Source organism: Glutamicibacter creatinolyticus, assembly GCF_006094275.1.
GTDB lineage: Bacteria > Actinomycetota > Actinomycetes > Actinomycetales > Micrococcaceae > Glutamicibacter > Glutamicibacter creatinolyticus.
Genome location: NZ_CP034412.1, coordinates 3,286,538 through 3,309,128 on the forward strand (window position 1 = coordinate 3,286,538; position 22,591 = coordinate 3,309,128).

At 58.3% G+C, this 22,591-nt stretch carries 19 protein-coding genes; 9 read left to right on the top strand and 10 right to left on the bottom strand.

Going from position 1 to position 22,591, the window contains the following annotated elements; genetic code table 11:
* Positions 1-25: 25 nt before the first annotated feature.
* The 5 genes from GcLGCM259_RS15090 to GcLGCM259_RS15110 all read left to right on the top strand — a co-directional run bounded on the left by GcLGCM259_RS15090 (position 26) and on the right by GcLGCM259_RS15110 (position 6,081).
* Positions 26-1,042 (top strand): glycosyltransferase family 2 protein, encoded by a 1,017-nt coding sequence (locus GcLGCM259_RS15090; RefSeq protein WP_138927116.1) that lies wholly within the window; start codon positions 26-28, stop codon positions 1,040-1,042.
* Complete coding sequence (locus tag GcLGCM259_RS15095; protein ID WP_138176471.1) at positions 1,039-2,418, top strand: polysialyltransferase family glycosyltransferase; 1,380 nt, start codon at positions 1,039-1,041, stop codon at positions 2,416-2,418. Before GcLGCM259_RS15090 ends, GcLGCM259_RS15095 begins: the two co-directional genes overlap by 4 nt.
* Complete coding sequence (locus GcLGCM259_RS15100) at positions 2,415-3,428, top strand: hypothetical protein (RefSeq protein ID WP_138927117.1); 1,014 nt, start codon at positions 2,415-2,417, stop codon at positions 3,426-3,428. Before GcLGCM259_RS15095 ends, GcLGCM259_RS15100 begins: the two co-directional genes overlap by 4 nt.
* A 6-nt stretch (positions 3,429-3,434) precedes the next feature.
* The gene (locus tag GcLGCM259_RS15105) at positions 3,435-4,640 is read left to right on the top strand and encodes a DUF6716 putative glycosyltransferase (RefSeq protein WP_138927118.1); all 1,206 of its coding nucleotides are present in this window, start codon (positions 3,435-3,437) and stop codon (positions 4,638-4,640) included.
* Between the two features lie 355 nt (positions 4,641-4,995).
* Positions 4,996-6,081, top strand: a complete 1,086-nt coding sequence (locus GcLGCM259_RS15110) for an inositol-3-phosphate synthase (protein ID WP_054820501.1) — start codon at positions 4,996-4,998, stop codon at positions 6,079-6,081.
* Between the two features lie 240 nt (positions 6,082-6,321).
* Here the strand turns inward: GcLGCM259_RS15110 and GcLGCM259_RS15745 are convergent, their stop codons facing one another.
* The gene (locus GcLGCM259_RS15745; protein ID WP_279402141.1) at positions 6,322-6,444 is read right to left on the bottom strand and encodes a hypothetical protein; all 123 of its coding nucleotides are present in this window, start codon (positions 6,442-6,444) and stop codon (positions 6,322-6,324) included.
* A gap of 732 nt (positions 6,445-7,176) precedes the next feature.
* Positions 7,177-8,613 carry a CCA tRNA nucleotidyltransferase gene (locus GcLGCM259_RS15115; protein ID WP_138927119.1) on the bottom strand — a complete coding sequence of 479 codons (1,437 nt, stop codon included), beginning with the start codon at positions 8,611-8,613 and terminating at the stop codon, positions 7,177-7,179.
* Positions 8,614-8,737: 124 nt separating this feature from the next.
* Here GcLGCM259_RS15115 and GcLGCM259_RS15120 point away from each other — a divergent pair, with 124 nt between their 5' ends.
* From GcLGCM259_RS15120 to trxA, 4 genes are all read left to right on the top strand, one after another.
* Positions 8,738-9,277, top strand: a complete 540-nt coding sequence (locus GcLGCM259_RS15120; protein ID WP_138176463.1) for an NUDIX domain-containing protein — start codon at positions 8,738-8,740, stop codon at positions 9,275-9,277.
* Between the two features lie 179 nt (positions 9,278-9,456).
* A complete protein-coding gene (locus tag GcLGCM259_RS15125; RefSeq protein WP_138927120.1) occupies positions 9,457-11,142 on the top strand; it encodes a hypothetical protein in 1,686 nt (561 codons plus the stop codon).
* A gap of 102 nt (positions 11,143-11,244) precedes the next feature.
* A complete protein-coding gene (gene trxB / locus GcLGCM259_RS15130) occupies positions 11,245-12,213 on the top strand; it encodes a thioredoxin-disulfide reductase (protein WP_054820498.1) in 969 nt (322 codons plus the stop codon).
* A 26-nt stretch (positions 12,214-12,239) separates the two neighbouring features.
* Complete coding sequence (gene trxA, locus GcLGCM259_RS15135; RefSeq protein WP_138176459.1) at positions 12,240-12,563, top strand: thioredoxin; 324 nt, start codon at positions 12,240-12,242, stop codon at positions 12,561-12,563.
* A gap of 3,920 nt (positions 12,564-16,483) precedes the next feature.
* On the opposite strand, the gene GcLGCM259_RS15140 is transcribed toward trxA, so the two are convergent.
* From GcLGCM259_RS15140 to rpmH, 8 genes are all read right to left on the bottom strand, one after another.
* On the bottom strand, positions 16,484-17,674 hold the full coding sequence (locus GcLGCM259_RS15140; RefSeq protein ID WP_138176457.1) for a ParB/RepB/Spo0J family partition protein: 1,191 nt from the start codon (positions 17,672-17,674) through the stop codon (positions 16,484-16,486).
* Positions 17,675-17,880: 206 nt separating this feature from the next.
* Complete coding sequence (locus GcLGCM259_RS15145) at positions 17,881-18,810, bottom strand: ParA family protein (RefSeq protein ID WP_138176455.1); 930 nt, start codon at positions 18,808-18,810, stop codon at positions 17,881-17,883.
* A gap of 159 nt (positions 18,811-18,969) precedes the next feature.
* A complete protein-coding gene (rsmG, locus tag GcLGCM259_RS15150; RefSeq protein ID WP_171021202.1) occupies positions 18,970-19,611 on the bottom strand; it encodes a 16S rRNA (guanine(527)-N(7))-methyltransferase RsmG in 642 nt (213 codons plus the stop codon).
* 53 nt (positions 19,612-19,664) lie between these two features.
* On the bottom strand, positions 19,665-20,189 hold the full coding sequence (locus GcLGCM259_RS15155) for a Jag family protein (RefSeq protein ID WP_138176453.1): 525 nt from the start codon (positions 20,187-20,189) through the stop codon (positions 19,665-19,667).
* 2 nt (positions 20,190-20,191) lie between these two features.
* On the bottom strand, positions 20,192-21,148 hold the full coding sequence (yidC, locus tag GcLGCM259_RS15160) for a membrane protein insertase YidC (protein WP_138176451.1): 957 nt from the start codon (positions 21,146-21,148) through the stop codon (positions 20,192-20,194).
* The gene (gene yidD / locus GcLGCM259_RS15165; protein ID WP_138176520.1) at positions 21,148-21,528 is read right to left on the bottom strand and encodes a membrane protein insertion efficiency factor YidD; all 381 of its coding nucleotides are present in this window, start codon (positions 21,526-21,528) and stop codon (positions 21,148-21,150) included. Before yidD ends, yidC begins: the two co-directional genes overlap by 1 nt.
* On the bottom strand, positions 21,528-21,878 hold the full coding sequence (rnpA, locus tag GcLGCM259_RS15170; RefSeq protein ID WP_138176449.1) for a ribonuclease P protein component: 351 nt from the start codon (positions 21,876-21,878) through the stop codon (positions 21,528-21,530). Before rnpA ends, yidD begins: the two co-directional genes overlap by 1 nt.
* A gap of 64 nt (positions 21,879-21,942) precedes the next feature.
* Positions 21,943-22,080 carry a 50S ribosomal protein L34 gene (rpmH, locus tag GcLGCM259_RS15175; protein WP_138176447.1) on the bottom strand — a complete coding sequence of 46 codons (138 nt, stop codon included), beginning with the start codon at positions 22,078-22,080 and terminating at the stop codon, positions 21,943-21,945.
* Positions 22,081-22,591 lie beyond the last annotated feature (511 nt).

The following is a 22,591-nucleotide window of genomic DNA, read 5'->3' on the forward strand; positions in this document are numbered from 1 at the left end:
CCTGCCCCCGCATGAAAGATCCGCAGTGACCGCAACGCACACCCCCACCGGAACCGCACGGGTTCCGGGATTGATCAGCGTCATCATCCCGGCCTACAACCAGGAGCCCTACATCAACGACGCCCTGGACTCGCTGGCCGCCCAGCGCCTGGGCCGCCACCGCCTGCAGGTCATCGTGGTCGATGACCACTCCAGCGACCTGACGCCCACCCTGGTGCAGGACTACCGGGACCGCTTCGAGGACCTGCGGCTGATCACCCACCCGGAAAACCGCGGGGTGTCCGCGGCCCGCAACACCGGGTTGGCGGCGGCCACCGGCAGCTACGTCACGTTCCTGGACCCGGATGACTGGTTTTCCCGCGACCACCTGGCCTCCCTGGCCGACGGGCTGGAACGGCTCGAGGTGGACTTCGTGCGCTGCGACCAGGTGCGGGTGCGCGGCACCAGCCGCAGCATCCACCGTGCCCCGCAGGCGCTGCACAATGTGGTCCTGGACCCGCGGGAGGACATCCTGCCGGTGGATGCGGCCAGCATGATCGACTACCCGTATGTGTTCACCGGCATGTACCGCCACGACGTGCTGGGCGACACCCAGTGGTTCGACCCGGCGCTGGCCACCTGCGAGGACCGGCCCTGGCTGTGGCGGCTGTACCTGTCCAGCACCAGCTACGCGGTGGTGGGTGAGGCCAGCCAGTTCTACCGGCGCAACCTGCCCGGCTCCCTGACCCAGGTGTTCGACGAACGCCAGCTGCACTTCATCCCGGCCTTCGGCCAGATCGTGCAGCTGGTCAGCCAGGACCGGGAGGCCGACCGCTTCCTGCCCAAGGCGCTGCGCCAGTTCTTCGCGATCGCCTGCCACCACCTGGACCGCATCGGGCAGTTCCCCGCCGCGCTGGCCGCCGAGCTGCGCCGCCAGCTGGGGGCCGCCCTGGCCCAGCTGCCGCCCGGGCCGATGGCCCAGGCGCTGGAACAGCTGGACCCGCGCCGACGCAAGCTGCTGCGCACCGTGTACACCCCGGCGCCGGTGGGGGTGGGAGCATGATCCAGCTGCTTGCCGCCTCCACCAGCTTCCAGGTCATGTGCCTGGCGGCGATGCTTGACGCCGGACTGCTGCCCCCGGCCGAGCGCCGCATCCTGGTGCTGGCCAACGGCTCAATGGCCCCGGAGCTGACGGTGCCGCTCGATGAGGTGCCCGGCTTCCCGGCCCTGGCCGAGCGTTTCGATGCGGTCGTGGACTTCGGGGCGCTGATCGCCCCGCGCCGGGTCGGGGCCTTCAACCCGCGCACCGAGGAACTGGTGACCTTCGAACGCCTGCTGCGCACCGCCTGGGGCCTGGGCCGCGAACCGGTGCACCTGGTGCTCGAGTCGATCCAGGTCAATCCGGCCCAGGCGCTGGCCCGGATCTTCCACGACGCACCCATCACCGTGCATTCCGATGGCCTGATGTCCTACGGGCCCACCCGCAGCAGGCTGCCGCGCCCGATCGCCCAGCGGATCGCCGGCACCTGCCATGTGGATCTGGTGCCGGGGCTGCGCCCGCTGCTGCTGCACGAGCTGTGTCCACGGCGTACCGTGGTGCCGCTGCCGGCGCTGCGCCGGGTCTTCGACGAGGTGGCCCGCGACCCGCAGGTCACCGGGCTGCTGCCGCGGGTGCCGGCCGACCATGCCCTGGTGCTCGGCCAGTACCTGGGGGCGCTGGGACTGCTGGATGATGAGCAGGAACTGGAACTGCACCGTCAGATGCTGCAGGAGGCCGCTGACTGCGGAGCCGGGCACGTGGTGTTCAAGCCGCACCCCAGTTCCTCCCCCGCCTCGGCACGCAGGCTCGCCGTCCTCGCCGCACAGCAGGGCCTGGGGTTCACGCTGCTGCGCACCCCGCTGCTGGCCGAGACCGTGATCGGGGCGCTGCGCCCGCAGCGCGTCATTTCCTGCTTTTCCACCGCACTGGTCACCGCCCACTACATGCTCGACATACCGGTCAGCGCGGTGGGCACCGACGCGCTGCTGCAGCACCTGGCCCCGTACCAGAACTCGAACCGGATCCCGCTGACCCTGATCCACGCGCTGTTCCGCCAACAGCTGCCGGCCCCCTCCCGGGTGCGGTCGGGTTCGGTGGATGAGCTCAGCGCCCTGGTGCGCGCCGTGTCGTACTGCATGCAATCCGGGCAGCTCGAATCCCTGCGCGCCCAGACCGAAGAGTACCTGGAAGCCAACTATGCGGCCCACCCGGAGTACTTCAAGCGCCGCCGGCTGGCCAAGCTGGACCTGCCCCCGCGCTGGGCCCACCCCAACTCGCAGCGCAGCCCCGTGCTCCGGTTGCGTCGCGCCGCCGGCCGCTCGGTGCGCGGCATGCAGCGCCGCGGGGCGCGGGCCTTTAGCAGCATGGCCCGTCGCCTGGAGTCGGGAGCGCGTGGGTGAAAAACATCGTGCACCGTCCGCAGGCGGAGGTCAGCCGGCCGCGCTTCGGCCACTGCCGAGTCTGGGTCGAATCCCCACTGCAGCTGCTCTCCGCGGTGGAAACCCATGCAGCGGGTCTGCTGGGCAGCAACACCCGAATCGTGCCACGGCAGAACATGCCGCTGGAGGCCACCACCAAAGCACTGCTGCAGGCCGCCCCCCGCGGGCTGGCGATTGCCGAGCCCTCCCGCAACCCACCGGCACCGCTGTCCACCGATGAACGCTGGGTCACCGGGGACGCCTACTCGGGAAGGGTGCAGCGTGCCCTGCTGGGGCCGGTGCAATCCCGTGAAGTGGTCATCATCGACGACGGGCTCGCCACCTTGGCGCTGATCCGCCAGCTGACCAGCCAAGATCCGGTACCACTGGTGCGGGAGCGGGTGGAGAACTCCGCGGGCCGCAGGGCACTGGGACTGGCGCTGTGGTACCGGCTGCGTTTCATGGCGCGCGATCAGCGCCTGCTGATCGTCTCCGCCCTGGACGTGGATGAGCCCACGCGGGAACGCATGGAGCAACTGGGCATCAAGTTTGCCCAGCACCGCTTCGAATGGCTCACCGCCCAACCCGTGGCCGAGAGCTTCGCCGAACCCACCTTGGTCATCGGCTCGGCGATGAGCACCGACGGGCTGATCCATCCCGAGCCGTATCTGGAATGGCTGCGTGATGTGGCCCAGGACGGGCCGCTGGCGTATTTTCCGCACCGCCGCGAAACCCCGCACCTGCTCGAGCTGATTGGCCGGATCCCCAATGTCCGGCTCAAGGAGCACACCATTCCCATTGAAATGCGCCTGCGCCGGTTGCGTTCCGGGCAGCTAATCCGCTCCTTGCCCTCCACAGTGGTGCCTTCGCTGCGCCTGCTGCTGGGTACGCAACGTCACCAGGTCATTCCCCAAGCGGTGCCCGAACACTGGTGGACCGCCGCGACATCCCGGCAGCTGCGCGAGCACCTGTCCAATTCCCTGAAGGTGTGATGCCCGGTGACTCCCTCCATCTTGGCCGTGGCCGACTCCGACTCGTACCTGAAGCTGGCCGCCCATCTGCTGCACCAGCTCGGCGACGGATGGCGGCGGCGGGTCGTGGTTGTCCGCACCCCCACAAGCCCCACCGACGAGCAGATCCGGGCGGCGTTCAGCGGCACGGATTTGGACCCGCAGCACGTCCAAATTCTGCCGCTAAGTCACCTCACCGCCGGTACCGTCACCGAAGATGTGCTGTTCGCTTCGGCCACCGGGCCGATTGTCTCGGAAATTTATGCCAGGATCCTGCGCAGCGAAACGGTCGATGCACGCCGCACGGCGCTGGTTTCGGCGCTGCCGGGAGTAGCTTTCCCCGCGACGGCGAAAGGCTGGAACTATCGTCGGGCAGGGGATGCCTTCATCTGCCATTCGCACGCCGAGGTGCGGGATTTCTCCTTCCTGGCCGACTCCGAACCCGGCCACCAGCCCACCCTGTTGCTGGGCAAGTTGCCGTTTTTGACCAGTCCTGGCTTCCCCGCCACTTGTAGCCAGCCGATTAACCGAGTCGTGTTTGCCGCCCAGGCCAAGGTTCCGAGCGCACGTGATGAGCGTGAACAGATCCTGCTGGCTCTGGAAGGCACGGCCCGGATGAACCCGGGTACCGAGGTCATCATCAAGTTGCGCGCCCGGGCCGGAGAACCGCAAACACATCTGGAGCAATACCCTTATGACGCGCTGTTGGAGCAGATGGTCCAGGACGGACGGCTCTCCCGGACCAGCCACATCCGTTTTGCCACGGGGGCGTTGCACGAATTTCTGGTTCCGGGAACGGCGTTGGCCACGGTTTCTTCAACCGCGGCACTCGAGGCCCTGGACCACGGGTTGCCGACCCTGGTCATCAACGACTTTGGCGTTGACGTTTCACTGATTAATACGGTGTTCGTCGGCTCCGGGATTCAAGGCAGCCTGCAGCAACTGCAGATGCTCGGACTCAGTAATCCGAACCGCGCATGGCTGAGGGAAAATTACTTTCATCGCAATGCCCGCGATCTGCATGACGCACTGCAACTCCTAGCGTCTAGAGCGCAGACTGGAACGCTGCAGACAGACGAGCAAATGCTGTCACGTCTGAAGAACTTTCCTCTGCGGCAGCGCGTACGCACCGTAATGCCCCGCCCAATGCTGGAAATTGCCCGAAAGTTGCGGCGGATTCTTGGACAGGCGTGAAATGAGAGCTACCAGACACCTCATGAGCATCTGAAATTTTGCTAATGACATAATATTTCATGATTTTTCAAGCCAAATAACGTGCTCTACGCTCACCGAGCGCGGTCGTTCATGCCCAATAGAATTTTTGGTACTGACTTTGTTTTCAGTCATTACCGACCGAACTCAGGGGACTTTCCGTCCGCATGAGGTCGGGTGGTAACAGTAACGAGCCTCGCTTCCCAATCTCTTCGCCGAAGCGGGAATGAAAGTGCATAGTAAGGGACTTAAGATCTATGGGGGAGCCTGTTTGCGGATAACTCTTATCTCTTGGATCCGCTCCCCAAAGCTTTCATCGTTTTCCAAAGGAGTTCATGTGTCGGCGAACCCGATCAGAGTTGCCATCGTCGGTGTGGGTAACTGTGCCACGTCACTTATCCAAGGCGTCGAGTACTACCGCGATGCGGCAGCTGATTCCACCATTCCGGGTCTGATGCACGTTCAGTTCGGCGACTACCACGTCAGCGACGTGCAGTTCGTCGCCGCTTACGACGTCGATGCCAAGAAGGTTGGACTGGATCTTGCTGACGCAATCCTGGCCAGCGAGAACAACACCATTAAGATCGCGGATGTGCCGCAGACCGGAATCACCGTCCAGCGGGGACATACCCTGGATGGCCTGGGCAAGTACTACCGCGAAACCATCGAGGAGTCCTCGGCCGAACCGGTGGACATGGTTCAGTCCCTCAAGGACGCCCAGGTCGATGTACTGGTCTGCTACCTTCCGGTGGGTTCGGAAGAAGCGGCCAAGTTCTACGCACAGGCTGCGATTGACGCTGGCGTTGCCTTCGTCAACGCACTGCCGGTCTTCATTGCCGGCACCCCGGAATGGGCGCAGAAGTTCACAGATGCTGGTGTTCCGATCGTCGGCGACGACATCAAGAGCCAAATCGGCGCCACCATCACCCACCGCGTCATGGCAAAGCTCTTCGAAGACCGTGGGGTTGTCCTGGACCGCACCTACCAGCTAAATGTGGGCGGCAACATGGACTTCAAGAACATGCTCGAGCGCGAGCGTCTGGAATCCAAGAAGATCTCCAAGACCCAGGCGGTCACTTCCAACACCTCAGCCGCCCTGGGTGCCGATGACGTACACATCGGCCCGAGCGACTTCGTGTCATGGCTGGACGACCGCAAATGGGCTTTCGTGCGCCTCGAGGGACGCAACTTCGGTGATGCGCCGGTCAATCTCGAATACAAGCTGGAGGTTTGGGATTCCCCGAACTCCGCGGGCGTCATCATCGACGCGGTGCGCGCCGCGAAGATCGCCCAGGACCGCGGCATTGGTGGTCCCATCCTCTCCGCTTCCAGCTACTTCATGAAGTCACCGCCGGAGCAGTACGACGACGAAACCGCGCGTCAGAAGGTAGAGGCCTTTATTCGCGGCGAGATCGAGCGTTAACGGTCCACTCCGCTCGGAGTCTTCAGGTGCCCACCGTGTCCACAAGGCGGTGGGCACCTGCATTTAAGACCTCTCGTGGTCGGACTGTGAAACTCCTGCATTGTTCCCAAGGCCTTCGTCATCTGGGTGCGGCAAGGCCCGCCGGGCCACAGGCCGGCGGGCCTCGTCTGGATATTCGGTTGCGGTTCCATCATGTATCCCCCTTGGTCTGGCACTGACGGTAATGGCGTCAGCCGGCCCCTAGCGGATACGGAAGTACATTTCCGGTGGAACGTGATTCTTCATTTCACGTTCGCGACGTGCCTGATGGAATCGCGTTTCCTTGAAGCGATCAGTCTGATCGCCGCGGTAGCGCTTTTTCACTAGCCTCCCCTCCTTTCCGTTTGCGTCGAAAGGACGGGGACAACTTGAGGGTTCGAAAGCGAACTACGCGCTTTCAGGCTCTCCGGTCCGGCGAAGATCAATTCCGCGGCGCGGATAGCACGGGTTGGAGTAGTGCAAAGAGGGGCAGACATGAGAAAAGTTCCTAGAGGTTTCGGTCGAATACTGACTATTCAGCCTCAGGAACTTTTTGATGAGTTAGTGTGAGAGAACTAGATCGTCATCTGTCCGGAGGCTGGGGAAACTCGCCGCACGCGGGCGTAAAAGCCGGCAAATCCGCCGCCATTAGTCCAAGAAATCTGGATCATATTCATGTTTCCCACCTCCTTAGGTCTGCTCGAGTCGATCGCACCTCAGGTGCGAGACTGCAACGTTTATTGTCTCTTCGATCTCGTTAGTCTCATTGAGACTTCCCAATCACGATACCCAGCATAACTGAACTCTGCGCGGAATATCCAGCCTCAAGGGAAAATACTTTAAAGATTCTTCGGCTTCACGGGCCACGTGGTGCCGCCGGACGTGTGAAGGCTGCTGTCCCCGAAGCAGAAGGCGGCTGCAGCTACCAATACATAGCCACGGCAGTTACGTAGCCACGGCAGTCACCCGGGAAGCCTTCGGGCAAGTGCTACCGTCACGGAAAGCACAAACAGCCGCCGTCCTGCAATCACCACACGGCAGCGCGCAGGAGGGCGGCAAACCCGCAATGTGCGCGGCTTAGTCCCGCGACTCGGGCTGCTCGGCCCACCACTGCAGGAGGCGTTCTCTGGCCTTGTCCTCCCCCAAGGGGCCTTCGTCAAGGCGCATGTTCAACAGGAACTTATACGCACGTCCCACTACGGGCCCCGGAGAGATCCCCAGCAGCTTCATGATCTGCTCGCCGTCAAGGTCGGGCCGAATGGAATTCAGCTCCTCCTGCTCAGCAATCTGCTGGATCCGGGTTTCCAGGTCGTCGTAGGCGAACGATAGGCGATCGGCCTTGCGGCGGTTGCGCGTCGTAACGTCCGAGCGGGTCAGGCGGTGCAGACGCTCGAGCTGGGGACCTGCATCTGTCACGTACCTACGTACCGCGGAATCTGTCCAGCCGGCTTCCCCGTAACCGTAGAAACGCATATGCAGTTCAACCAGACGGGCAACGGCCTTGATCGTTTCCTTGTCGAAACGCAGGGCACGCATCCGCTGCTTGACCAACTTGGAGCCCACCACGTCATGGTGACGGAAACTGACCGAGCCGTTGCTCTCGAATTTCCGTGTCGCCGGCTTGCCGATGTCGTGCATCAGGGCAGCGAAGCGCAGCACAAAATCGGGTTTCGGAACCGCTCCGTCGGCATCGGTCTCGTGATCAATCGCCTGCTCCAGCACGGTCAGTGAATGCTGGTAGACATCCTTGTGCCGGTGGTGCTCGTCGATCTCCAGACGTAACGCCGGAACCTCGGGCAGCATGATGTCGGCCAGCCCGGTTTGCACCAGCAAATCGATACCCGATCGCGGGTCCGCGCCATTGATGAGTTTGACCAGCTCATCGCGGATTCGCTCAGCCGAAATGATCTCGAGCCGGTCAGCCATGTGCCGCATGGCCTTGCGAACCTCCGGTGCAACGTTCATTCGCAGCTGCGAGGTGAAGCGCGCAGCCCGCATCATCCGCAGTGGATCATCCGAAAAAGAGACTTCCGGAGATCCCGGCGTACGAATCAGCCCCTCATTCAGGGAGGCGACTCCGTCAAAGGGATCGATGAGTTCCAGCTGCGGCAAACGCAGTGCCATGGCATTCATGGTGAAATCGCGCCGGAACAGATCGTCTCGCAGATTATCGCCAAAGGCCACGACGGGCTTGCGAGAATCCTTGTCATAGGCATCCGCGCGGTAAGTCGTGACTTCAATGGTGTCCCTGCCCTTACGCAGCGCGATGGTTCCGAAGTCACGGCCCACATCCCACGTTGCGTCCGCCCAACCCTCAATGACGCTCAGGGTCTGATCCGGCAGCGCGTTGGTCGTGAAATCCAGGTCAGGTGAGACGCGTCCAAGGTAGAGATCACGGACCGGTCCACCGACCAGCGACAGCTCGAATCCAGCTGCGACGAAGCGGTCAGCCAACTCGAAAATGACCGCGGGAAGAATCTGGCGCAGCACTGCGTGGGAAGGAAGTTCGTACATAGTCCTTTAAGGGTGCCAGATTTCCCGGCCCCGTGTGCACGTACTCGGTGGTATTCACTGCGACAAAACTCTCCGCGTCACGTTGTTAACGGAATGTTAGGCGTTTTGTCGATACAGTGGTTTCATGAACCGTCCGATCCCGTCCGCACCTAAGCGCACGCCATTGACAGCGTCAATGGCGCATGCGCACGCGGCTGGAGGGCACCAACAGCTGCCCACCGTCGAGGAGGTTTCCTCCGGCGGTATCGTGATCGATTTCGATGATTCCTCCTTCCCCGTAGCAATCATCGCCCGGTACAACCGAGGCGGGCGGCTCGAGTGGTGTCTTCCCAAGGGCCACCCGGAGGGCGAAGAGACCAATGAGGAAGCCGCGATCCGGGAGATCGAGGAAGAGACCGGAATTGCCGGTCGGATTCTCGCGCCCCTGGGATCCGTGGACTACTGGTTTACCGTCACCAACTACCGGGTCCACAAAACGGTGCACCACTTCCTGCTCGAGGCCACAGGTGGCGAGTTGACCATCGAAAACGATCCGGACCATGAAGCCGTGGACGTCGATTGGGTTCCCCTGAACGCATTGGGCAAGAGGCTGTCTTTTCCCAACGAGCGGCGCATTGCCGACCTCGCGCGCGAGGTGCTGACCCGCTATGTCACCGGTGGTTAGCCAACAGGGTTCACAGGTGAATCGCCCCGGAGAACGCCGGCACGGAATCTACAGAAAAACAGCGTCTTCGACGGCCACGTGACTCTAGCCAAATCACCCACATATCCCGTCGTATCGCAGGTAACATGAGGGATGGCGGGGAATCCGCCTGAATGCTCAACCAACCCTTGGAGATGCACGTGTCGCAGTCCATCGATGTCGGGTCCGTCCTCGGCGGTCGCTACCAGGTCACCGAATTTGTCTTGACCTCCGCCGAAGGAGACCTTGTCCTCGAAGGCATTGACCAGGTGCTGAACAGATCCGTCAGTATTCTGGTTGCGTCGACGGACAATTCCTCACAGTTGGCCAGCAGCGCGCGCGAAATCGCGATGGACGAGCGTTCCGCTGCGGTCCAGGTCCTCGATCTTGGCGTTACGGACGCCAATCAAACTTATCTCGTAGCCAACCTGGCCAATTCGGCGGACTTGCTCGACTTGGTGGTTGAGCGCGACGCTCCTTATGTCGAGCCGTTTTTCACAGATACTCTGGGCACCGAAATCTTCGGTGAAACTCGTCAGGCAGTACCGCAGACCTACGAGGACGACGACGCCTACTACGAGCACCTCCGCTATGAGGAGGAGCCGGAAGAGCAGGGCCGTATCGGAAACGCTCTCAGCAGTGGATTCAGCGGTCTGAAGAACAGGTTCGGACGCAAGAATGCGTCCGCTGAAGGTGATGAGCAATCACTGCCTTCTGCAGAGGGCGATGATGTCGACCCGAAGACGGCTCCGCAGGAGACGTCTTCTCCAAGCACCACACCGGTTGCGCCGATTAAGGGCTCGGAAGGGGGCGCTAAGCCTGCCGACAGGGCAAAAGTCACCCGTCTTGAGGACGACGAGCCGAATGTCACCGCCACGGCGGCGTTGTCTTCGGCCGAGCTTTCCAAGGGCAAGGAACCAAAGTCTTCCAAGGACAAAAAGAAGCCTGCTGCCGCAGGGGCGACGTCAGCGGCAGCTGCAGCATCCGAGTCTCCTAAGAAAGAACCCCGCGGGGATAAGCCAACTGGCTCTCAAAAGGCCAGTGGGGCTGCGGGGGCCGCCGATGCCGGCGGGGTTGCTGCTGCCGCAGCAGCCGCATCCGGCAACGGCTCGAAGGCCAAAACCTTCCCCGCCGCAGCCAAGAACGTTCCTGCCTCCAACGCAGATTACGAAAATCCGGAAGAGAACAACGAAAACAGCAGTAAGGGAGCTCGCCTGTTGGTGGGCGCCGTGCTGATCGCTGTACTCGTCATTGGGGTAGTTTTCGCGTTTAACTTCCTCGGCCGTGGTGGAGGCGATGAGCCCGTAGCTCAGACGCCGCCGAACGAAACTCAGGAGCAGCCCGCCGAGCCGAATGAGGAGTCCCCTTCGGACACCGAGTCCCCGTTGCCTGCCCCGGAAATTGCTGATGTTTCCCGGCTGGTGCCAGGGAACCAGAAGCTGAACGCTGAAACCGATGACACTCTGTCCAAGATGATCGACGGTAATCCTGCCAGTGTTTACAACACCTACTCGTATACCACCGCGAACTTCGGCGGTTTTGCCTCCAACATGGTGTTTATCCTCGAGCTGGAAGATGAGTCGAAGATCAGCGAAGTTCAGCTTGACGGCCTCAACGCCTCTGGAGGCAGCTACCAGATTCTGATTGGTGACAGCGAAGACCTGGGCGAAGCAAACTCCGTGGCCAACGGCTCATTCACGGGCCCGTCGCTGACTGTTCCAGTGAATGAAGAGCAAGCCACGGGCCAATACGTCTTCTTGAACGTTACTGAACTGCCGCGTCGCGCTTCTGGCGCGAATGCATCTCGTCCCTTTGGGCTGCAGATTGGTGAGTTCTCGGCCAAGTAACACTGACGGAATTTTTCACCGTTATCAAACGTTGAGGTGCATAGTGAGGTCTAACCGCACTATGCACTTCGCATTTACATGAAATGAAAGGGTCCCTCCCCCGTGGCTTCAACACAGAATGATGAAATCCGCGATGTCATCATCGTCGGTTCCGGTCCAGCGGGCTACACGTCAGCAATTTACACTGCGCGCGCGAACCTGAATCCACTGGTCATTGCCGGTTCCGTAACCGCTGGTGGAGAACTGATGAACACCACCGACGTGGAAAACTTTCCTGGTTTCCCACAGGGCATCATGGGACCCGACCTTATGGACAATCTGCAGCAGCAAGCCGAGCGCTTTGGCGCTGAAGTACTCTTCGATGACGTGACGCATCTGGATCTCACCGGAGACATCAAGAAGGTCACCGTCAACGACGGCACCGTCTTCACCGCGCACTCCGTTATTGTTTCGACCGGGTCAGCGTACCGCGAGCTTGGCCTGGAAGATGAGAAGCGTCTGTCCGGCAAGGGTGTCTCCTGGTGTGCAACCTGTGATGGGTTCTTCTTCCGTGATCAGCAAATTGCAGTTGTTGGCGGCGGAGATTCGGCCATGGAAGAAGCACTCTTCCTGACCAAGTTTGCCTCGAAGGTGTACGTGGTGCACCGGAGAAACGAACTACGGGCCTCGAAAATTATGGCAGACCGCGCCATGGCCCACGAGAAGATCGAGTTCGTTTGGGACTCTGAGGTTGTCGGGATCGAGGGTGCTGAAAAGGTCGCCGGACTACGCGTAAAGAACCGTAGCACCGGTGAAGAGAAGACTCTGCCCGTCACGGGCGTTTTCGTCGCTATCGGCAACGATCCACGCACCGAGCTGGTAAAGAATCAGCTCGAGCTGACTGCAGAGGGCACTATCGCTGTTGACGGACGCACTTCTCAAACCTCGTTGAAGGGCGTATTTGCCGCCGGCGATGTCATCGACGCTCGGTACCGGCAAGCGATCACCGCCGCAGGTTCTGGATGCGCAGCCGCAATCGACGTTGAACACTTCCTGGCGGATCTAAAAACCCCCGTACAGGCGACGAATTAAGCTCTACAGAAAGGTGGTTGTCTCTCATGAGCAACGCAAAGGATGTCACCGAAGCAAGCTTCCAGGCGGACGTGCTGGAAGCAAGTAAGCCGGTAATCGTTGATTTCTGGGCAGAATGGTGTGGCCCCTGCCGACAGCTGAGCCCCATTCTTGATCAGATTGCCGTCGAGCACGCCGACAAGGTAGACGTCGTCAAGATCAACGTCGACGAAAACCAGGGCATCGCAGCAAAGTACGGAATCACCAGTATTCCTGCTGTCTACGTTTTCAAGGACGGTGAACACGTCGCTACGTCGATTGGCGCCAAGCCGAAGCCTGTTCTCGAGAAGGAATTCGCTGCCTACCTCTAGGTAGTGAAGAACGAAGTATCGACCACTAAGGGTGGCGGATCAGTGATCCGCCACCCTTAGTGGTCCTTTTCTACCGGAGAATAACCCCTGTCATCGGACGATTAGCGGATCAAAGGCTCTGGAAGAATCGAAGCTTGAAATCAAGTATATTATTTTGTTTTTTCTGTTACCAGTCCTCGACTGATAATCCCGAAGGATCATGCCCGACATGCAGGCCGCTTTCGGCTGATGGCACTGTGAAGAATGATTGCTGTCTTTCCTTCGCTTTCTGCGCGCCGCGTGCTTCTTCCCAAATCTAGCAATGACGTCTCCCGCCACCGTACAATACGAGTGACGTCCATGGGCCATGATGGAAATAGCTATCAGAGCTGGTGCATCACTTGATGGCTACTGGGTACTCCTACTCAATGACCACTATGCTGTCGCCAGAATTTAGCGTTTCGTGCAATTTTGCTGTTCCACCGCACACGGTGCGATTTCAATGAGTCTGCGTAGTGGGGTCAAGAGGGATGATCCCGCGATCATCAAGCTTCCGGAAAGCAGCCTTCTAAACGTAGCCCCGGGCTAGAGCGCTTCCCGTTCCCCCATCATCCTCATCGCAATCGCGGCCGGAGTTCTTGGACACTCGTACTGTAATAGACGGCATTAATCCGCGAGGTGCGTTCAACCGTTGTTGTGGCCAGCTGCAACACGGGTACACCTACCCACAAGCTATAGTCGCAGCGGGCTCAATGCTCCGTTCGTTTGCTAACGGACATGTGGTACCGGCCATCTGGAGCCAATAGAACCGCGGGGAAACACGTAATGCGTAATACGCAGGATCATCAGGTAGGACAATGGTGGTTCCGGTGACAAAAAAGGTGCGGGGCCAAAGACTGGAAAGTCGTTTCCAGTGACACGGGCTCGCCTTACTGCGGCTACACTCTTTCGGCCTTTTGGTTGCTCTATCTCAAGAGAAGACACTCAGAGTCGCAGCCACTTCTGCGATTGCGTGCAATGTTGTGAGAGCATCCTGCGCGCGTGTTCGAAAAGTTCGATTATTCAGGTTTTACATTCTCTGAACCTTGCCATGCGCCGGTCTTCCGTGGAGTTCCACCGGTCCTGAAAACCCAGGTATGTCACAAAATTAGCGTGTTTTCGATAGCGGACCCAACGTCGCTAATGTTTTCTCTGTTCCAAGTGGAGGAGCAAAATCACCGACCGGGAAAGTTGCCGGTCTTCATGACCCAGCTGTCCCCGAAGACAAGGTCTATCCCTGAATTTCGAATACCTTCGATACCGATCTGCGACTAGTCTCATCCCGGTTTTTCAATGTTTCTACCCACAAGCATCCCGCAGTAGTGTCGCGAATTGGGCAATGACTACTTCAACGCCCACCGGTCCCTACTCCCCTACTTTAGGAAATGCCTGCACTTTCTGTGTTGCCAGTGCTTCGTCCGCAACACGCACAGCTGCCCGGACGCTTTACTCGCTGAACCCGGCAAAGCGAACAACACGAGAAAGTTAGAGTCACCCCTGGCGTTGGTGTCTCTCGAAGGGAATTGCCTAAGGTGTATTCAGGCGTCCAGCTCTGAGACAGCTCAAAGCTCATAGCAGTTAGGCGATATTAGCTATGCCGCCAGAATGGATCGCCAACCGTTTCACGTGAAACTTTGCGATTTACTGTTTGTGCAAGGTTTGAACTTAGAGCTGTAGTACCAAAACCTCGTGTGCCCTCTTCGCTGCACCCCCTCTATTTTCCACACGAACGGCTTCTCTAGGTACAGGCCAGGTTTGCGAGCCCAAAACTTGACGTTGAATCGAACTTCCGGCGTTGGAGTCAGTGGCCTTAGACGCTCTGTAGGGGGCTTAGAGTGCCCCTACATCAGTAACCCATGATCCGGTTCCCGTCGGCCTTCAAGAGGAGACAACGGCGTCGCGAAACTCATTGTCCTTAGACGTACTCCGGCGCGTCACTATCCACTACAAGCCCCTTGCGACATCATTGCCTCGCGGGCAGCCAGAGGACGCAGCAAATGCTTCTAGTGCAACCACAACCTAGGATCCGGCCCCTCACCTTCGAATAATTAGAAACATAACCCCTCGCGACTTGCCGAGTTGCCAATGAGCCCTTCCGTAGGTGCTCCTTGGCCTGCTCCGAAGATTGAGCTCAGCATTGGGCTGCAACACCCTGCGATCAGCGGCTACAGGAGCCTTGCTGAGGGCCGTATAGCTCTCCTCAGGGGGTGAGGGTGTGCCCGAGTAGATCTGAAGTCTCAGAAACGAACAGAGGACTTCGAGGATCCGACGGCTGAAGCTCCTCCATCGTATCTACACTTCGTTTACGGAGACGCTGCACGTGGAACAATGGTCAGGGATGTATCTTATGCGCCTGGAAAGACGGCCGGTCGGTGGGCCCGGAAGATGCCCGAGCCGGTCGACAGCGGAACCGCAATAAGTAGGGCGTTTGCTGCCGAGGCAAGCATCCTTGCAGAAGTAGCCCGAATAACTGCAGGATCGCCGCAGGACGCAGATTTGACTGCATGAATATAGGCCGCAGGTTCTATCCGACTCCGCTTATTCTCCTATCTACCGCAAGCTGGGAGTTCCACTCTCCGTTTCACGTGAAACAGTCGAAAATTACAATCTTCCGCTGGAGCGCGGAGCCGTCCACTCCTCGGTTGTGTAGGCGATCTTCGTCAGCAAACAAATCGAATTTCGGCTACGAGCCTTATTGGGAAACTGAAGTCCATAAGGAGCAAACTTCCCACCGTTGCCTACGCTATTCGCGGTGGGCAGTCACTGTAGGATCTTCCGGAAGCCAGAGGACTCGAGAGTAGCGCGAACCGTACACCTGTAGGGGCTTCAGAACATGGAGAGAGGTGGCCCGCCATCGATATCAGCGTCGTTATCAAAGGTTCACTCCCTCGCGCGTACAGGCCTCGTCGGCACTGGCAGCGTAGACAGCAAGAAGTGCTACGGTCGCGCGTTCAAGTGGCTAGTGGGTATCTCCCACGTATCCATAAGTTCTTGCTACCGATAGCGCCGGCTCGTACTCGGGGAACAGCCAGAGAAAATATGCAGCGGCACAGCGGGTTGTCCAAGATTGGAAACTGGCTAGGCTGAGTTCTCCTGCGTTATAGTGCACCGGTTGATGGAAATTCCCCATGCTTGTAGATTAACCGCTGAGAAGTACGCTTCGCACTCGGGCAACGGAAGATGTACTAGCGATGTTTGCTGAGGTCTCAATTCCTGGTGCCCAACTAGGCGCCGGACTGCTAAGGGTACACATCACTAAACGAAACACGTAGTAACGTCAGTTCCCTGGCTTATCTACTCCTGCATTACCGGGAACCCGCCAAACGCCAGCGATTCCAAGAGTCGAAGAACGCGGATATCGGAAGGACTCTATAATCGTGAAGTTGAAAGGATGAAGATGCTTCATCCACAACCCACCTCCATGACTTGACACTGTTCACTGCTTTTGGGATAGGTAGAACCGGCTTTGGATGTCGGGTAGCAATGGGCAAAGTTTCACGTGAAACAGAAATCAACGCACCGTTAAACCAGTTCGTGAGTACGATAGTTGTTCCGGAGCGACCTACCTTCTCTCTAGTCAGCAGTAGAGCGGCGATCAGCGCTATTCTTTGAAATTCTTCACGCTCATTCTGTCATGCTGCTACCTCTCAGTTTGAGAACTTGTGGATCAACACGTTTACGCTCCTCGTTTCGTGGAGCGAGATGCTCACTATATTTAGGCTCTCAAGGACAGGAACACTCCGCGTTCATCTCCGGCGCATTAGAAGCTTATGGCGAATACGACGTCGGTGCGTATTGGTCGGGTAAGCCAGAAAGGTGCCCCGCCTATACAGCCTTACTCCCCTGCAGACGACAAAGGGCGGGTGGTTTCACGTGAAACCACCCGTCCTTTGTTTGTCCTATTAGTCCTTGATCTCCGGTGCAAGTACTGTCATGATGCGATTCAAGTCTTCCACGGAGGCGAATTCGATACTGACCTTTCCCTTTCGGGCGCCTAAGGCAATCTTTACGTTAGTATCAAGGCGGTCCGCCAGTGATGAAGCTATGAAATCAAGTCTTTCATTCCTGGCGGTTTCACGGGGCTTGGAAGGCCGCTTGGAGGTCGGCTTGTCATCGCTAAGCGCCACGGCTTCTTCGGTGGCGCGTACGGAAAGACCTTCATTAATCACCCGTTGTGCCAGCTGCTCAATTGCCTCACTATTGGACAGTCCCAGAAGAGCGCGAGCATGCCCCGCTGACAGTACTCCGGCTGCTACACGACGCTGGACGAGTGGAGGCAACTTCATAAGGCGGATCGTATTCGAGATTTGTGAGCGAGAACGACCGATGCGTGACGAAAGAACCTCTTGAGTGCAATCGAATTCCTGGAGAAGCTGTTGGTAGGCAGCTGCTTCTTCCAAGGGATTCAGCTCAGACCGGTGGAGATTTTCAAGCAGAGCATCCCGAAGTAAGTCCGTATCCTGAGTATCTCGAATGATCGCCGGGATCTTGTTCAGTCCCGCCGCTTGGGTAGCGCGCCAACGGCGTTCACCCATGACAAGCTCGTAGGGTTCACGTCCATCTTCGCGTGAAGGCCTAATGACAATTGGCTGAAGGAGACCAATCTCGCGAATGGAATGTATCAGCTCATCCATCTGCTCTTCGTCAAAATTAGATCGCGGTTGCTTGCGGTTCGGATGGATGTCCTTAACGTCAACTTCCGCAAACCGTGCGCCCGGAACTTCTACCAGTTGCTCTGAATCCGCCTCAATAGTAGGCTCACTAAGCTGAGGCTCTGGCTTCGACGGCTTCGACGCATCCTCCGAAGACGACCTCGGCTTCACGCTTGAGGTTAGATCCGGCATCGTTGCACGACCACGTTTGATCGGCTTTTTAGTACCTGGTACTCCGGCGTCGCCCGTGTTGGTCTTTCGCCCGGGCTCAAAGAACATATCTACGGGACGTCCGGATTTAGACTTAGTATTGCCGGCAACAATAGTTTCGTGCGTGGTTGTTTCACGTGAAACAGAGTCGTTTTCCTCAGCCGCAACGGCCGGGGAACTGGAGATCAACGCACCAAGACCCCGTCCCAATCCCCGTTTTTTCTCAGCCATTGATGGCCCGCCCTTTCATCAAGACACTCAACCCATACCTAGTCTAATGCTGAATGTGCATCAAAACGCTTAGAAACTTCCTACAACCTACCTCTGCCGGTGAGCTAGCGGTCATGCCTTAGAACCTGCAGGTCGCCCTACGATGGGCATTCCAGAATCAACTGATAGAGGTTGTTCTTATGATGCACATCGGCGGCGGAGCCCCTTTATTTAGGTTCGCCCCGTTCCGCAATTTCCACCGCTGCTTCCAGATACGACAGAGCGCCTGTGGAATTTGGATCGTAAGTAATGACGGTCTGCTGGTAGCTTGGAGCCTCAGAGATTCGCACGCTTCTTGGAATAACAGCCTTCAGAACTTGCTCCGGGAAGTGCTCCCGGACCTCGGTGGCCACTTGGGCGGCGAGGTTGGTTCGTCCGTCGTACATGGTCAGCAGGATTGTCGACACCGAAAGCTTCGAATTGAGATGCGTCTGAATCATCTCGATGTTCTTCAATAGCTGGCTTAGACCTTCCAAAGCGTAGTACTCACACTGGATCGGGATTAGGACCTCTCGCGCGGCTACAAAAGCATTGACTGTCAGCAGGCCCAAGCTGGGCGGACAGTCGATAAACACATAGTCCAGTCGAGGAAGGCCCTCGCGTTGGCGCCATCGTGCGTAGGCGTCCAAGGCCTTCTGTAGTCGCTGCTCTCTGGCGACAACCGAGACAAGTTCTATTTCTGCGCCGGCCAAGTGAATTGTTGCAGGAGCAACTTGAAGCGACGGCAGATCCGGGCAGGTCGCCACGACTTCATTCAACGGAAGATCGTTGATCAGAACGTCGTAAATGCTGTCGACTTCGGAATGATGCTCGATCCCTAGAGCCGTCGATGCGTTGCCCTGTGGATCAATATCGATCACCAGCACATTAAGCCCGCTCTTGGCCAGGGCAGCGGCGAGATTGACCGTAGTGGTCGTCTTGCCTACGCCGCCCTTCTGATTGGAAATCGTGAAGTATCGAGTCTTCTCGGGCATAGGTACCACCTTCTCCGATAGCGCTTCGCGTCGACGATGTTCGCTGGCCAATTGACTCGCTAGTGGGGAAGACGCATCGTTGATGTCGAAGACGTTACTCGACGAATTCTTTCCCTTGGTCAAGGGCGGCACTCCTTACCGTGAATCAGCGCAGTTGTTGCCACTCCGCTGCATGTGTTTCACGTGAAACAAATTAAACAAATTAAGAAAGTTGTTTTAGCTCGATCGTTTCGGTGATACGAGCAAAACCCTCGCCTACACATCTAGGTTAGCCCGTATGGGCTAGCCAACCTTGATTCGAACCACCGTAGTCGGGTCCTCCAGTAGGCGCTCACCGACGGTGAGGACCTCGGTGTGAGTTCCACCCAGCTTGCGAATGACCTTCGCGGCCTTTGCGACCTCTTCGGCAGCAGACCGTCCCTTAATGGCTAGCAGCTCCCCCTTGCCGTGCAACAGAGGAATCGTTAGTCCTGCCAAGTTACTCAGGGCGGATACAGCCCGCGCAGTAACATAGTCCGCATCTACGGCATCCAACATCTGTTCCGCGCGCCCGCGCATCACAACTACGTTCTCAAGGCCCAGATCGTCAATAACCTCAGTCAGCCAGATGCAACGACGCTCTAGGGGTTCAATAAGGGTTAGCTGGAGATCTGAACGTGCAATAGCCAGACAAAGGCCGGGAAGGCCGGCACCGCTGCCTACGTCAGCCACCTGCGCGTCAGAGAGCATCAGGGACTCAATAACGGCACAATTCAACACGTGTCGAGACCAAAGACGTGGCACCTCACGCGGACCTAAAAGGCCTCGCTCGATGCCTGAAGTGGCCAGGTGTTCCACGTAGCGCCGAGCCAGTTCCAGTCGGTCGCCGAAGATCGCTTCCGCGGCTGCATTCTCTTCCGCCGTCATGCTGAGGTCTTGGGTCATTTCGGTATTCTCCCTGAGACAAAAGAGCCCACCCGAAGGTGGGCTCTCATTTACTAGAGTGTGGTGACAACGATGTGTCGACGCGAGGCTTCACCTTCGGACTCTGAATGTAGCCCAGCATCCGCGATGATGTCGTGCACGAGTTTACGCTCATACGCGCTCATCGGTTCCAGATGGAACGGCTCATCCGATTCCTGTACCCGCTCGATCGCTTCCTCGGCGATCTGACGCAGTTTCTCAGTACGCGCCGCGCGGTGGCCGGCAATATCCAATACCAGCCGAGAACGCTCCCCTGTGACGTTCAGGACCGCAAGCCGGGTTAGCTCTTGTAACGCGTCGAGCACCTCGCCGTCCTTGCCGATCAGCCCGGCCAGATCAGAACTCTGTTCGTCAGCGACCACGGAAATGTAGGTACGGCCGCCACGAACTTCAATGTCAATATCGCCGTCAAGGTCTGCAATATCCAACAGTTCCTCGAGGTAATCGGCTGCGACATCGCCTTCATCGGCAACATCTACAACATGCTCTTCTACGGCTTCTTCGCCCTGTGACACTTCAGGATTCTCGGTTGCAGTCATGCCTACTTCTTCTTCCTACGATTCTTGCGCTGGGGCTGCACGCGCTGGCCCTTGGGCTCCACCACGGGCTCTGCCTCTTCGGTCTTCTTCTGCCCCACTGGAGGCAGCCCCTTGGCAGCGCGACGGGCGTTCAGCTCACGTTCTGCTTCCGAACCCGGGGTGGGGTTATTGCGGATGACCCAGAATTGCTGGCCCAGGGTCCAAAGGTTGGAGGCGGTCCAGTAGATCAGTACGCCGATGGGGAAGTTGATGCCACCAATGCCGAAGACCAGCGGAAGAATGTACAGCATCATCTTCTGCTGCTGCATGAAGGGGCCCTCGAGGGCTTCCTTCGTCATGTTCTTAGTCATCAGCTGACGCTGGGTAATGAACTGGGAAGCGGTCATGGCCAGGATCATGATGATCGCGACCACGATAACAGCGGGGTTCACCGCACCGGAGTTGATGGTCCCGAGGAACGTTTCCGACAACGGAGCACCGAAGATGGTGGACTGGTCGAAGCTGCGGATATGGTCGGCGTTTAGCGCGCCCACCGAACGTCCTTCGCTGCTGGCCCGTGAAGCGGTATTGAGCACGCGGAACAGGGCGAAGAAGAACGGCATCTGCACCAGTAGCGGCAGACAAGATGAAAGTGGGTTGGTCTTGTGCTTCTTGAACAGCGCCTGCTGTTCCTGAACCATAGCCTGACGCGACATCTGGTCCGTCTTGCCCTTGTACTTCGCCTGAAGCTTGCGCAGGTCCGGCTGCAGGGCTTGCATGGCGCGTTGCGCCTTGATCTGCTTGACGAAAACAGGAATTAGCGCGCTACGAATCAACAGCACCAGGAACATGATCGACAGTGTCCAGGTGACACCGGAGTCTGGATTCATGCCTATGCGCGTAAAGAGCTCGTGGAAAGCCCACAGAATCCACGAGACCACGTATGTGAACGGAGTCAGTATCGTGTCTAAGAAGTTCATTACCGGTCAGGCTCCTTGTGTCCGCGCGGTGCGGCATCATCTTCATCGTCGGGAATCACCGGGTGATTCAAAACTATGATCTTCGGCAGTTTACCGTCGGGCCAAATTCTTCGGCTCTCAGGTACATGGTCGACTCCGCCATGGCTAAAAGGATTGCATCGCAATATGCGCCAGGCCGTTAGCCCTGTCCCTTTGACTGCCCCATGTTTGGTCACGGCTTCCAAGCCGTAGGCAGAGCAGCTGGGGAAATATCGGCACACATCCCCATATAGCGGAGAAATCAGCTTTCGATAGGCGATCAGCAACCCGATCAAGATATTTCGAGGAATATCGATGATGAACCAAACAGGACCGGTGCGGGCCTTGCTTTCCTTGCGCATCATCGGTCCACGAGTTTGTGCTCGATCGCGGACCAACCGCTCGCTACCTGCCGGCGCAATTCATCCCACGACAGCTCCGCGGCGCCTGGAAGGGCCCGTACGACGATGTCAAGGTTTCCCTCGTCGCTACGCAGCTCACGGGCTATCGCTCGTAAACGGCGTTTAGCCAGGTTCCTCTTCACGGCGACGCCAACAGCCTTTGAAACGATAAATCCAATGCGATCCCCACTTACAGGGTCCGCTTGGCGGCGTGCATATAGCACGACGTTCCGGCGCCCGCTTCGGACACCGGAACGTACTGTGGCTGTAAGGTCCTGCGATAGTCGCAGTCGCTGATTCTTTGGCAACATGGCTAGCTACACGGAACGTATGATTTTCCGTGCCCGCCCTGTGTCCAAAAGCTGTGCCGCAAATTTATGCGGACAGCGAGCTGCGGCCCTTGGAACGGCGTGCCGACAGGATGGCACGACCCGCGCGGGTACGCATACGAAGACGGAAACCGTGCTTCTTGGCACGACGACGGTTGTTGGGCTGGTAAGTCCGCTTGCTCACGGTATTTCTCCAAGACGATCTAGGGATGCGACTTGCCCGTTACTACCGGTTAGCAAACAACAGGCTGACGCTCGTACTTATTGCATGCGAGGTTCAGTGGGCTCTTCTAATGATCTGAGCAGGGCACAAAACACACGCATAGGACTGAATAACGATAGAAAAATCTGCACGGCACGTCAAATTGCCGCGATTCCACCTTCTGGGGGTCCGCCCCGAGCTGAAGGCCTGTGAATAATCTATCCCATATCTGTGGATTACGAGCCCGGAGAGAAAGACATTTCACACATTTTCCGATCCATGCACGTCATTCAGACGTTGGAAACGCCTTGACATCCCGCGAAAAGCGGGTTTCCACACTTCTGAGGGCAAGTTTTTCCCCAGATCTGTGCATAACGTTGTGGATGGGGGCTAGAATCAGAGTCGATGTCCCGCGATTGCCAAGCGTTTTCGGCCCCAAGGGCGACTGAAATGTGATGAGAATTGCACAAACCGAAGGAAGTGGAGCACCTAC

Coding starts and splice junctions, on each gene's coding strand:
- rnpA (WP_138176449.1), bottom strand. CDS start 21,878: ATGTTGCCAAAGAATCAGCGACTGCGACTATCGCAGGACCTTACAGCC.
- GcLGCM259_RS15155 (WP_138176453.1), bottom strand. CDS start 20,189: ATGACTGCAACCGAGAATCCTGAAGTGTCACAGGGCGAAGAAGCCGTA.
- GcLGCM259_RS15120 (WP_138176463.1), top strand. CDS start 8,738: ATGAACCGTCCGATCCCGTCCGCACCTAAGCGCACGCCATTGACAGCG.
- GcLGCM259_RS15140 (WP_138176457.1), bottom strand. CDS start 17,674: ATGGCTGAGAAAAAACGGGGATTGGGACGGGGTCTTGGTGCGTTGATC.
- GcLGCM259_RS15115 (WP_138927119.1), bottom strand. CDS start 8,613: ATGTACGAACTTCCTTCCCACGCAGTGCTGCGCCAGATTCTTCCCGCG.
- GcLGCM259_RS15095 (WP_138176471.1), top strand. CDS start 1,039: ATGATCCAGCTGCTTGCCGCCTCCACCAGCTTCCAGGTCATGTGCCTG.
- rsmG (WP_171021202.1), bottom strand. CDS start 19,611: ATGACCCAAGACCTCAGCATGACGGCGGAAGAGAATGCAGCCGCGGAA.
- yidD (WP_138176520.1), bottom strand. CDS start 21,528: ATGCGCAAGGAAAGCAAGGCCCGCACCGGTCCTGTTTGGTTCATCATC.
- yidC (WP_138176451.1), bottom strand. CDS start 21,148: ATGAACTTCTTAGACACGATACTGACTCCGTTCACATACGTGGTCTCG.
- trxA (WP_138176459.1), top strand. CDS start 12,240: ATGAGCAACGCAAAGGATGTCACCGAAGCAAGCTTCCAGGCGGACGTG.